Annotated in this window: 10 protein-coding genes and 1 riboswitch; all 10 genes read right to left on the bottom strand. The window is 39.8% G+C overall.

The genetic code is table 11. The features are described 5' to 3' along the window. Positions 1-15: 15 nt before the first annotated feature. Positions 16-1,074, bottom strand: coding sequence for an ABC transporter substrate-binding protein (locus tag AM500_RS05040; protein WP_197282667.1), 1,059 nt, complete (start codon positions 1,072-1,074; stop codon positions 16-18). Positions 1,075-1,125: 51 nt separating this feature from the next. Further along, entirely contained in the window at positions 1,126-2,166 is a 1,041-nt protein-coding gene (locus tag AM500_RS05035) for an ABC transporter ATP-binding protein (RefSeq protein WP_053598241.1), read from the bottom strand. Between the two features lie 37 nt (positions 2,167-2,203). After that, positions 2,204-2,983 carry an ABC transporter permease gene (locus AM500_RS05030; RefSeq protein ID WP_053598240.1) on the bottom strand — a complete coding sequence of 260 codons (780 nt, stop codon included), beginning with the start codon at positions 2,981-2,983 and terminating at the stop codon, positions 2,204-2,206. Beyond that, a complete protein-coding gene (locus AM500_RS05025; protein WP_053598239.1) occupies positions 2,976-3,812 on the bottom strand; it encodes an ABC transporter permease in 837 nt (278 codons plus the stop codon). The genes AM500_RS05030 and AM500_RS05025 overlap by 8 nt, the downstream gene beginning before the upstream one ends. Before the next feature lie 352 nt (positions 3,813-4,164). Then, positions 4,165-4,266, bottom strand: a riboswitch (purine riboswitch). A 455-nt stretch (positions 4,267-4,721) separates the two neighbouring features. Continuing rightward, on the bottom strand, positions 4,722-6,140 hold the full coding sequence (locus AM500_RS05020; RefSeq protein WP_053598238.1) for a hypothetical protein: 1,419 nt from the start codon (positions 6,138-6,140) through the stop codon (positions 4,722-4,724). Positions 6,141-6,143: 3 nt separating this feature from the next. Next, positions 6,144-6,725 (bottom strand): hypothetical protein, encoded by a 582-nt coding sequence (locus tag AM500_RS05015; protein ID WP_053598237.1) that lies wholly within the window; start codon positions 6,723-6,725, stop codon positions 6,144-6,146. A gap of 397 nt (positions 6,726-7,122) precedes the next feature. After that, positions 7,123-8,022, bottom strand: a complete 900-nt coding sequence (locus tag AM500_RS25345) for a ComEA family DNA-binding protein (RefSeq protein ID WP_053598236.1) — start codon at positions 8,020-8,022, stop codon at positions 7,123-7,125. 13 nt (positions 8,023-8,035) lie between these two features. Then, on the bottom strand, positions 8,036-9,406 hold the full coding sequence (locus tag AM500_RS05005) for a helix-hairpin-helix domain-containing protein (protein WP_053598235.1): 1,371 nt from the start codon (positions 9,404-9,406) through the stop codon (positions 8,036-8,038). A gap of 4 nt (positions 9,407-9,410) precedes the next feature. Further along, complete coding sequence (locus tag AM500_RS05000; RefSeq protein WP_053598234.1) at positions 9,411-10,148, bottom strand: hypothetical protein; 738 nt, start codon at positions 10,146-10,148, stop codon at positions 9,411-9,413. Between the two features lie 436 nt (positions 10,149-10,584). Further along, entirely contained in the window at positions 10,585-11,871 is a 1,287-nt protein-coding gene (locus tag AM500_RS04995; RefSeq protein ID WP_053598233.1) for an MFS transporter, read from the bottom strand. Positions 11,872-12,129: the final 258 nt, after the last annotated feature.

The following is a 12,129-nucleotide window of genomic DNA, read 5'->3' as shown; positions in this document are numbered from 1 at the left end:
TCCTTCATGGTGTTATTATTTATTGAGAATTCTATTCCACTGATTAATCCAGGATTCAAGGTTTTCATTTACGAATTTTGAATCAATCATTTTAGTGCGTTCTGCTACTTCGCCATACGTTTTGTTCTTTGCCGTTTCTCCGTCTAACACAACTTCTTTATTCGTTGGTGCTTCGTTGATAGACACAGCCGTTTTTTCCTGTACTTCCTGGCTCAGTCTCCAGTCAATATATTTATAAGCCAAATCTTTATTTTTAGAGTTTTTGTTGACGTTGATTGTGTTGAAGTTTGCGTATGTTCCGGATTGTGGGACGATATAGTCAACATTTGGATTTGATTCAGAAATAATCGGAACAGCAAAGTCACCTACAACAGCTGCGACAATTTCACCAGATTGGAACATGTTTGCTAGATCAGACGATTTGCTATACGTTTTTACAACATTTGGGGCTAATTCAGTAATCCCTTTAAAGGCTGCTTCTCCCTTATCGGTTGTAATGTCGACATTCTTATGATCACTTGCTAAATGAAGCATTGCTGGGCCAAATGTTGAAGCAATGTCCGGAATAGAGATTTTCCCTTTCAAAGATGGATCCCAAAGATCTTCCCATTCCTTGATTTCCATGCCTGCTGCCTCTTTATTATAAATAATCCCAATACTGTTCAACGTGTAAGCAGGGCCAGAACCATCTGCAGATAATTCTTTCGCGCTTTCGATTAAGTTATCCATGTTTGGTACTTTTGAGCTATCCATTTTTTCAAATAAGCCTGCCTCTGCTCCATCAGCCGCATTGGATTGAGATAGTTCAATAACATCAACCGTTGAGTTTGGGTTGCTTTTTAGTTTTGTAATACGTTCTGAGCTTGTACCCAATTCCAACACAATGTCTACATTATGTTTTTCTTCAAACGGCTTGAAGACATCTTCCTGCATTTTATCTTCTTCCAAACCAAACGTTGAAACGATCAAGGTTTTCTGTTCTTTATTAGAAGCACTTTCACCACCGCCACAAGCAGCCAATATACTAGCGGTTACTAAAACTGAACTTACCAAACCTAATTTTTTCTTCATCATTTTCTCTCCTTTTGATTGATCCTGTTGTATTTTTTTAAAAAGTTTTATAACTTAGACAACGATAAGTTTATGAGCTGGAATCGATAGGGTAATAGAATCTCCAACTTGATAGATGACATCATCCGCTTCATTTACAAGTAATGCCCCAATAGGGGTTTCAACTTCATATTGATAGGACTTTCCTAAGAAGGTGCGGACTTTGATTGTCCCGGATACGGTATTATTTGTGTTCGATTCAGTGCTTGCTACAATATCGATGTCGTCCGGACGGATGGTTCCGGTACGTTTTCCAGTTTCCCACTTACGGGTACTTAAGAAAACCGTTCCATCAACCGCTTTGTACGTATCATCTTCCAACTGAGTCAGGTCAAAGAAATTCTCAAAGCCTATAAAGCGAGCAACGAACTCCGTTTTTGGATTTTTATAAATCTCTTCAGGGGTGTCGAACTGTTCGATAATCCCTTTATTCATGACAGCGACTTTGTCTGAGATAGAGAAACATTCCTCTTGGTCATGCGTGACAAACACAGAGGTAATCCCTAATTGACTTTGGATGCGTTTAATTTCAATCCGCATTGCCACACGCAACTTGGCATCCAGATTACTTAATGGCTCATCCAATAATAATAATTTAGGTTCAATAACGAGAGCACGCGCTAAAGCCACACGCTGTCTTTGACCACCTGAAAGTTGTTTTGGATAACGGTCACCCAACTCTTCCAGGCCTGTTATGGCTAATATATCTTTTACCTTTTTATGAATCGCATCTTTTTTTTCTTTGCGTAATTTCAAGCCGAACTGAACATTTTCCTTAATGGTTAGATGAGGAAACAATGCATAGCTTTGAAATACCATGCCAAATCCACGCTTATGCACAGGAACCTTTGTCAGGTTTTGATTGTCAACTAGGAATTCACCATCATTTGGTTGAATCAAACCTGCAATCACACGTAAAGTGGTTGTTTTCCCGCAGCCAGATGGTCCTAATAAGGAAACCAATTCGCCTTTTTCTATTGATAAATTTAAATCCTTTAATATGTTGATCTGGTTATCATAACTTACACGAATATCTTTTAATTCAACATAGGACATCTCGGTTTTCCCCCTTTGCTGTTGTATCTTGGCTGTTCTATGAAATACTTGCTAACCCTAATGTCTTTTCAATAATGTACATCAGAACGATTGTGCCCAGCATTAAAATGACCGATAATGCTGATACAGATGGATCATAATTGTATTCAATATAATTCATTAAGCTCGTCGGCAGCATTGTCACCCCGGGGCCTGATAAAAACTGTGATACTGGAATATTGTTAAAAGAATTAATGAATGCCAGCATAAAGGAAGCAAAAATACCTGACGTAATATTCGGCAATACCACTTTGCTAAATGTTTGTAATTTCGTGCAGCCTAATGTCCATGACACTTCTTCAATCGAAGTATCCAGCTGCTCGATGGCCGAACCTACTACACGGATGACATAAGGCAAACAAATCAAGAAATGACCCAGCAGCAAGCCTTGAATAACCGGAAATTGGAATCGTATCACAATGAATTGATACAATGAATACCCAACGACCAGACCAGGCACAATTGTCGGTGAGAGAAAGAAGCTCTTAATCCAGCTACGCCCAAATACGTTGTGGCGCGCCAGCGAATATGCAGCAGGGATCCCAACTAACAGTGCTAAAACCGTCCCATAAAAAGCGATTTGCAAACTGAGAAGGAAACTGTCCATAAAGGCTTCATTGCTAAATACCTTGCTGTACCAATCAAGAGTAAACCCTTGAATTGGGAATTGAATCGTTGAATTCGTTCCAAACGAGGTTATTACAATAATTAGTAATGGAACAAATAGAAACGCAAATACCAAACCTGCAAAGATTTTTAAGCCGATTTTCTTACGCACTTACCTCACCTCTCTTATCCATGCGTCTGGCAATAACGTTAAGTACCTTCATCACGATTAAAGTTGCCACAATCATGATCAAGGCAATGACACTTGCACCTTGCCAGTTGCCTAGTGCAGTTGCACTCTGATACAAGAAGGTCGCAAGCATGATATTTCGGTTTCCACCCAATAATTGCGGGGTTGTGTAGGCTGTCATTGTTCCTGTGAAAACCAATATACTGCCAACAATGATCCCTGGTACACTTAATGGCAATATGACCTTGATAAAAGCAAGAAAGCGGTTGGCACCTAAGGTTTCTGCCGCTTCCATCAATTCAGTCTCAATATTCTCTAAAATCCCTACTAAGGTAATGACCATTAAAGGTAAGAATAGATACACGGACCCAATCACAATCGCAAATTCCGTATAAAGCAAGGTAAGCGGTTTGGAAATCAAGCCTGCGCTCATTAAGAGATTATTCGCAACACCATCTTGTCCTAAAATGGTAATCCATGCGAAACTTCGCACAACTGAATTGGTCAGTAGAGGAAATAATGTTAAAGACATCAACAGGCCGCGCCACTTCTTCGGACTCTGGGAAATATAGTAAGCCGTCGGAACCCCTAAAGCTACGCAAATCAACGTTACAACCAGCGAAATTTTTATCGTCCGCCAAAAAATGCCCATATTGTAATCATCCATGAAGAATGAAGTATAATTGGCGAAGGTAAAGCCTCCATCAAAGAATGTTGGAAAAATGATGGATATCAGCGGCAATACCAAGAACAAAATTAAAAGAATCAAACCTGGAGCCAAGATGATATAAGGGTATCTTCTGTGTGTCATATCTGGCCTCTCTTTCTATTTTTAAAAAAGGGATTTTGAAATAATCATGAACAACATACAGCAATAAACTTTGGCAAATACAAAAAGGTGCAGAAGCTAAAATGCGAACATTCTTCGTTTTGTATATATTTAACATTCGTATTTTTGTGGAAAAAAGAGTAAAAAAAGTTTGTGTAAGTAAAAATGCCCAAAAAGCATGTCATTCTCACTTGCACAACAATTCCCACCAGAAACTATTTAATTGAGGAATACACAAAAGATAAAAAGCCCAAGATATGTTGTACGCTCTAATGAGTGCACAATATATCTTGGGCTCAAATTGATCTCTTACCTATTCAATAAGAGAACAAAACACAAATATATCGACACTCATAGTCGAAGCCTTTACGGGGCTTCGGTAGAAACTTGCAGGCCATATCCCTGCGATTATATGAGTGAAACTATTTAATTAATGACAAAATGAAGTATATCAGAAAACAGACGATAAAAAAAGCTATTTTAATATAAATTAATTAGTCCAATTATTGTGAATAAAATCTAATTGCTGCCCTATTTTCAAACAAGTATAGTAATTCTGTAGTATTGTTAGTTAATGAAGTTAAAGTTTTGGGTGTCATTACGTTACTAGCAAGCGGATTACAGCAGCCATAAAAATGTACCTCTTCCGTCATTTCTTTTACTAGTGATCGCCACTTTATTTACCACTTGGTGCCAACGTAATTACCTATGGGATTATTTCACGAAACTGCATTTTACAATGTTAAGGATTTAGACGGATAAAAAAACTAATTTCTCCGCATTTTTAGCGAGAAATTAGGCTTATGATCTTTCAATAACCACCGTTAGGAAAGTACAATCCTTCATCTCCAGTAATAAGAACATTGGTACCAATACTTTTCCTTTTATCAATTACACGAAACCAACTTTATTTACACCTATAACTCCTCGCCTTAAGATATTAATATTAATAGTGTTAGGTTCAAATTTTTTGTAACTAAACTTATTTGGTTCGGACTGTTTAATATCTGGAGGATTAAAGATAAACCTTTCATACTCAAAGACTTTTAACCCTAAACTTACAATAACCTCTTTAGGTAGTACATAATCTTGTTTAACTAAACCAAAGAAAGTAAAGCCCGATTCTATACAAAAAGATAAACAAACACGTTTACCGGCATCATATACAAAACTTCCTACTATAGAACCCAAGAAACTTCCTAACATAAACCCAAAAACGGGAATTTGTATTAATCCCTGAGATACAGATCCTCCTATCAATGCAAAGGAGGAAACCACTAAATCACGAGCACAAGCATCTACAAATTCTACAGGTTTCATTCGACCTGTTGCCACCTTAAATGAATTATGAATCGCATTCATAACAAGTATGGTTCCTAATGAAATCATACTTGGATCAATTGACTTAAGGGTTTCACCTGCTAAACCTGATTTTAAAGTAGCCGTTATCGCAGCTGCAATCGAACCTCTTATAAACCCTTCTACTGATGAATCAAGGGTAATAAAACCAGCTTGAATTAGTTGATCTTTTTCAATGTAACCTTGTTCTATCATACTCATAATAATTTTATATATTTCTGGTGTCACTTTTATTATGGCAGTTAAAGCGGCTGCGGTTACACCTGCTTTTAAAGATTGCTGTATAACATATTCAACTTTTACAAAATCCTCAGTAGTTAATCCATACTTTTTGGGATCAAAAGTGCCATTCTTTATCTCTTCAACTATTTTTAATGCTTCTCTATCTGATAAGCCTCTTGAAGAATATCCATTCTCTTCAATAACTGATCTGGCATAATTGGCAGTATGTTGATAAGCTTCTGCTACTTCATGGCGAGTTTCACTGTTTCTAAGTGCTTGTTTTTGAGCAGCAGTTCTAATACCATCTTCTGCAATCTGGTCTGAAGGGGCTACCTTTCCAACATTATTATATTTAGGATTACTCAACTCCTTTGCTGTATCCTCTGCTGATTTATAGTATTTGGATTGCCAACTACTAGAAGTGCCCTTGTTAAATATATCAATATCTTTTATGGGATTATTACTTTTGTCTACGCTAGCATAGATATCCTTTCCTCCCTTTGCTACAACATCTGCATTAAAGGTCCCTGCGTGCCAATCTTCGGCAACAAAACCCTTTGTTGTTGCATCATTTGCATTCAAACGCTGAGTAACTGTTTTCGACATCTCAGCAATGGTTTTATCAATTTCCCTTTGTACTTGATTTACATATTCAAAACTATGATTTACTCCCTTGAACCCACTAGAATTTTTTACAAAATGTCTATAACCTTCCTTAAACGAATCCAACTTTTAATCCTCCATAAAATCTTTTAAACCATTAATAAAGAAATTTCTAACCACAACATTATATTGTTGTTCTATAATTGCCTTTCTCTTTTTCTGACTTTGGAAGAAAGATATGGCTATAGTTCCTAACAAAGGAATGAATGGATTTATAATTTGTGGAAGAGCAAATAGAGCCTTTGCCTTTACTGAACTAAAGGACTCACTTATGTTTTTAATATCTTCACTTACCTTTTTACAGTAGTCTAAAAAAGCGTTTAACTCATCCTTTTTAATAGGAATATGGCTTGTATAAATAACACACTTATGTCCCAGCCAACCGTAATTCATCCCGAATTTACTGTATTTAATTCGTAAATTAGGGATGAATTTTTGTGAAACCTTCGTATTTCCAATAAAAATAACTTTATTGGAGGAAGATAATTGATCTTGGTTTTGTTTAAATTTTTCCTCGCTCCAAATAGTACATTCGTATTCCTCAAATTCATCTATTAAACCGACAAGTAAGTTTGCGTAAACTTCTCCGTTTTTACCATAAACAATAATACAACTCTTTTTATTACCATTATTCATTGAATCAAAATTCATATTAATCAACACCGCTCCTATACCTCTATAAGAGGCTCTGTATTTATAGCTTTACAATAAATATACTTGTTTTCTATCTTTAGGAAAAGAACATCTCACTTCAATCCTTGTTTAAATTTCCTGCCAATAAAAAAAGACCGCAATAGCGATCATTCAACTTTCAATAGTTATTAAGATAATTCCATTAACCTATTTTTAAACCAGTCATTGAGAATTTTTACTTTAGAAAACTTCAACTGTTACAGTTCTTTATGTGAGTAAGTGTTAATAAGAAGTTCAACAAAGTTCACAATGCCTTTTCCTTTTCATATTATTCAACTCAGTCTGTGAAACACTATCATGTGAAACAAGAGAATTCGGGAAGTTACAGGCACCTCCCCAATGAATACGCAGATCTTTAAAAATCAACCATCCGCCCGGCCGTTTGCGGGGCAGCGGATTCCGGAGCCTTCACGGTGGCAAGCAGCCTGATTTTTTCAATGTTATGCGGCTTAATGTTAAGCAATTCGGTAAATTCATCAAATGAACGGAAGCCGCCTTTCTTCGTACGTTCCGATAGTGCCCGTTTTGCCAAAATAAACCCAACACCCGGCAGCTGTGCGAGTTCCTCTTCAGTCGCTGTATTCAAGTCAAGAAGGGTTTCCGCCGATTGAATCTGTGGCGGTTCAAGTGAGCTTTGGACGTCCACTGCCGATTTAGGTGCAATTCTACCTTGTTCTTTAACCTGCCCTACTAGCGTGACGTCTTGCAAATTGCCATTAGGAGTTATATTCATCTCCGTTGTTTTTTCATAACCCGGGGTCTGTTGCTGCTCTGAAGTGGATAGATGACGGTTCTTCTGTACCTGGGTGGACCGCGTTGTTAGACGTGTTTCTTGTTGAGTCACGATGCGCGGTACTTGCTTTCCTTGTGACTGTTTCCGCTTTACTCCATATTCAGACTCAATTTGGCCGCGCAGCCTTTGTTCCTTATCCTGTTTGATTGACTGTAGCACTTCAAGCCGAAGAAGGTATTCCTTTCGAATTCGAAATGCATGAACAATGGAAAAAATCCAGACAAACAGTCCGAGCATTAGGAGAATATCAGATTGCCACTGGCCCCTATTGAATACTTCAAATGAAAGAAAGGGTAAAATTAACAGGATTCCATAAATGGCCCCCCAAGCAGTCCACTTTCTGTGGTTTACGTTTATGCCAATAAAGAAATAGGCAAACGAAGTGAATAGAAAAGTAAAAGTTAAAAGAATCCACCAAGAGTTCAGGATACCCCATAATGTGCTATTCTTCGTTGACGTCATTGCTTACCCTCCTTTAGAAATCTATAATTCTTCCTGCTTTGACTTCAATAGGAAGGGATGAAAATGAGACGAGCGGCCTCAGTTTCTCGACTACGTGTGGCTTAAGGGAAAGTAGCACTCCCAACTCTTCTAAAGAACGAATACTTCCTCGCCGTTCCCGTTCCTGAATAATCATCTTAGCGCTGTTTAGCGTCATCCCTGGCAGGCAAATCAATTCATCAAGTGTCGCCTTATTAATATCAATTGAAAAAACACTTTCTTGCGGCTCTTCAAACAAGGTTTCGACGTCCCTATTTTCTCTGACAGGCAGTGGCGGAGGTGAAGAGGTGGAGGATACAGCCAATTTAGCAAAAATTTCTTCATCCAGCAAAGGGCTCCAGTCTTTCCTGCCCTTCTTCCAAACAAGAGTCTCAGCAACATGAATCTGCCCTGTTTCTGCAAGCAATTCCACTGTGCTTCTATCATAAGGTCCAAACCGCTGTCCGTTGGCCGCTAAATGCCATTCCTCTGCGGCTGTTTCTTGGGGCGTCGTCTCTGCACCAGGCTCTAAGGCAAGAAATGATTGTATTTCCAACAGCAGGCTGCACAGTTCTTCGTTTTTCATTTGGGACCCGGACATCCCGAATACGCAGCCTTCGCCAATTTCGAGTTCCCATTTGCCTTTTATCTGGATGGTGGCGGTACGGAATTCATTCCAGGATACCGAGTTCTTATGACTGACAATTGTCCAATCATTATCCCAATACAGGCCTCCGCTACAGATCGCAAGTCCGAGTTTGGCACTGCCGAAAACAGTCGCATCGACAAGCGCAAACACTTCATCACTATCAGGGATGGAGTAATTCTCCCTTGCTGCCTCCAGCTTTTTGGCTGGTATCAATTCAGCAACATAATAAGAAGGGCCCGAATAGTCCTCACAAATCCTTCGGATGTCTTCCAAATCAATCGAACCCGCAGGTACATCATTTGAAATAGGACGGTCAACTTCCAATCCACTCTCCCTAAAGTAATAACGAATATCCTCGAGCAGGGCCATCAGCGCATGGGATTTCATCGAACTAGTGCCCAGGACGCAAGAGAAACCGGTTTTGAAAACAATTTCTCCAATTTTCGGAGTCATTGGCCCCATCCCAAGGAACTTCTGCCAGGTTATCCGGTGTGTTCCTGTTGTATGCCAGTAAAATCCTTGCATACCAATAGCAATAGCCCTTTTACCGCTGCCAAATGTGCTGCAATCAACCAATGCCAGCACCCTATCCGAGTCAGGTATCGGAAGTTTAATCATCGCGTTCGCCAATTTTTTAGGGGGAATGTCATCGCCTATGTAAAAATCGACGCTTTTGTGCCGTCTGCATATATCAATGATGTCTGTTTCCACCGCCATATCGTCACCCCTGAATATTCAATGTAATCACAATAGAATTGTCATCAAGGACCTCTTCCGATTCAATGGAAAGGTTCTTTGCCGCCGCGCGCTGTTTCAGCTTTTCATAGACAGCGGACTGCAGGCAGCGCTTGTACTCTTCATCGATATCAGACATATACATGAACACCTCATGCATGTCAGGCGGATTCTTTAATTCCACCGTAAAGGGCGTATCAACTCCAGTCTGCCTGAACGTCATCGGTGTGCCCTGAATGGTGCAGACAATTTCCCCGTTGTCTTTTCGATAAGGATTTACGCCAAAATCCTTCAAGGTCTTTGTCAGTAAATCAGCGTCAACGAAATTTGTTGGAAAAACCTTTACCGTATCCTCCTGTACCTGAGCCTCTATGTCTTCCATTGCCGTGACGAACAGTTTTCGGTTGGACTTTAATTCAAGATCCTTCATAAACCGTTTCAACATCGGCATCGAGTCGTATTTGCTGAAAACTGCATGCCACTTTCCATCAATACGCTCCCAAAAGAAGAACTGCTTTTCTCCGTCAATATGGGTTTTAATGCTCCCGCCCCATTTCTCGGCATCATAACCTGCTATGCGCACAGTCCTGACCAAATCCAGTTCATTTTTAAACGTCGTCGACACCTTCATTTGCGCCGACTCAACCCAGTTATTAAAATTGTCCTTGCCCATCACAACCCGAAGAGTGAGAGCAACCGGTATTAGCGCCAACGAAACCGACATTACAATTCCTCCCTTATTATCCTACGTTCATAGGCCCATTCCGTTTCTTCAATCTCAACTTTTTCAGATTTATAGTATTTATCCGTATACTTCGAATCAATTGTCTCGGCATCGAGCAGTGTTGGCACAAAAATGGCATCATTTAATAAACTTCAACAAATAATTACCAATTACTTTATCAAAATATTTATTATTTTGAAAGTCGCTAGATGGTTAGTCTTATTATTTTATAAATAATTGTCGTTTGAGATTAGTAGAGTTGCTAAAAAGCATGAAGCAAAGCTTTTCGGTTAAGTTCCTCTTTTTTTGTAAAAAAACCTTCCCCCTACGCCAGCCATCCTGCCTTTGGCAGCTAGAATACTACGCCCTCAATTCACCTTTTTACATTAAAAGCCACTGGAACCGTCTCCATGGTCCCAGTGGCTTCTCAAGAAGTTTAAGCTATATTTTTATTGGTGCTAAGTTTTTCACTCATTGGCTTAACAAAGATAGATACAAGTATGCTTGCCAAAATCGCAAGGCCGCCGGCGAGGAAGAATGCGCCTGTATAGTGCCCTGTTGCCTGGACGACAAAGCCAGTAATGGTTGGGGCTATGATCCCCGCTGTATTAGCAAGGAAATGGACGAAACCGCTAACTCCTCCAACGTTTGTGCCTTTTACGCTATCCTGGATAATGGCCCAATAACAAGATGTTGTAATATACATAAAAAAGATTCCAATTGACATAAGGGTGAGAGCTGAACTTAAAGATGCGGCCAAACCAGTCATACCCACACACACGGCTGAAATAAGCAATCCGATGACAATGACGATCTTCCGGGAAAACAGCAGCTTTTTGGTTTTCTTGAATATGTAGTCGGAAATGAATCCTCCAAGAGCCAGTCCGATTGCGCCGACTATCCATGGCAATGTATTGGCGATACTCATTGATTTCATGTCCAAGCCGCGTTCAGTCATGAGATAGCTCGGGAACCATGTCATGAAGAAGAACAGGATGTAACTGTAAGAAAAGAACGCAAACGCTGTAAACAAAATGGTCGGCTGGCGAAGGTAGAAACCAAGTTTTTTGTTATCCGCTTCAGTGGCAACGTTGCCGGGTTGTGCCTCTACACCGGATTTAAGCTGATTGAGTTCTTCCTTTGTGATGTTCTTTAGCTGGCCTGGGTTTTCTTTTACTATAAGCAGCCATGCGGCAACCCAGACAAATCCTATTAGTCCGAGAATGATGAAGGCAACTTTCCAGCCGGCAGCCAGAGCAATCGCCGTAATAATAGGAGCAGCAATAGCACCGCCAAGTGGGTTTCCTGCAAAAGAGATTGCAACCGCCCGCGCGCGTTCTTTTTCCGGGAACCAGACGCTGACTGTTTTATTGGTTACAGAGCCGTTTGGACCTTCAGCGGCACCGAAAATGATCCGGATGATAAATAAGGAAAGAAAGCTAAATGCGAATGCTGTCAGAGCAGCGAATAATGACCAGACGCCCATTGCGGTCGCGAACACTTTTCTCGGGCCAAATTTATCTGCGAAGTATCCGCCGACAAAACAGAAAATCGCGTATCCAATCGCAAAACTACTAAAAATGATACCCAAGGAAGCAGGATCGAGGTTTAAATCCTCTGAAACCATTGGGGCAAGCACCGACAAGGCAGCACGGTCAATGTAATTAATAAGTGAGGCAATAAAGAGAAATACAAGGACTACGTATCGAAAATTAGTATACATCCATTCTTCCCCGCTTCGTATGTTATTTATAAATTTCTATATAGTACTTTTCCTTGTAAGGCGAAGGACAACTTCTCAGATTCTCCTTCGCCGCTTCTTTAAGACAAGTTAAAAATGACACTATTGGCTTAACATCTATTCGCGCTTCGCTAGCGGAAGCAGGTCGCCTCGAAAGCCGTACCCCTTCACGATCTCACTGACCCGCCTTTTCCGCTGAAATACTACTCTTTGTTGCTTCATTCTTCTGACCTATGATTC

This window comes from Bacillus sp. FJAT-18017 (assembly GCF_001278805.1).
Classification (GTDB): domain Bacteria; phylum Bacillota; class Bacilli; order Bacillales; family Cytobacillaceae; genus Bacillus_D.
Note: the sequence above shows the minus strand (reverse complement) of the source record. Positions and strands in the feature narration are given on the sequence as shown.

Bases quoted from the DNA above. Each gene is read 5' to 3' on its own strand.
- AM500_RS05040 (WP_197282667.1), bottom strand. From the start codon at position 1,074: ATGATGAAGAAAAAATTAGGTTTGGTAAGTTCAGTTTTAGTAACCGCT.
- AM500_RS05035 (WP_053598241.1), bottom strand. From the start codon at position 2,166: ATGTCCTATGTTGAATTAAAAGATATTCGTGTAAGTTATGATAACCAG.
- AM500_RS05025 (WP_053598239.1), bottom strand. From the start codon at position 3,812: ATGACACACAGAAGATACCCTTATATCATCTTGGCTCCAGGTTTGATT.
- AM500_RS05015 (WP_053598237.1), bottom strand. From the start codon at position 6,725: ATGAATTTTGATTCAATGAATAATGGTAATAAAAAGAGTTGTATTATT.
- AM500_RS25345 (WP_053598236.1), bottom strand. From the start codon at position 8,022: ATGACGTCAACGAAGAATAGCACATTATGGGGTATCCTGAACTCTTGG.
- AM500_RS05005 (WP_053598235.1), bottom strand. From the start codon at position 9,406: ATGGCGGTGGAAACAGACATCATTGATATATGCAGACGGCACAAAAGC.
- AM500_RS05000 (WP_053598234.1), bottom strand. From the start codon at position 10,148: ATGTCGGTTTCGTTGGCGCTAATACCGGTTGCTCTCACTCTTCGGGTT.
- AM500_RS04995 (WP_053598233.1), bottom strand. From the start codon at position 11,871: ATGTATACTAATTTTCGATACGTAGTCCTTGTATTTCTCTTTATTGCC.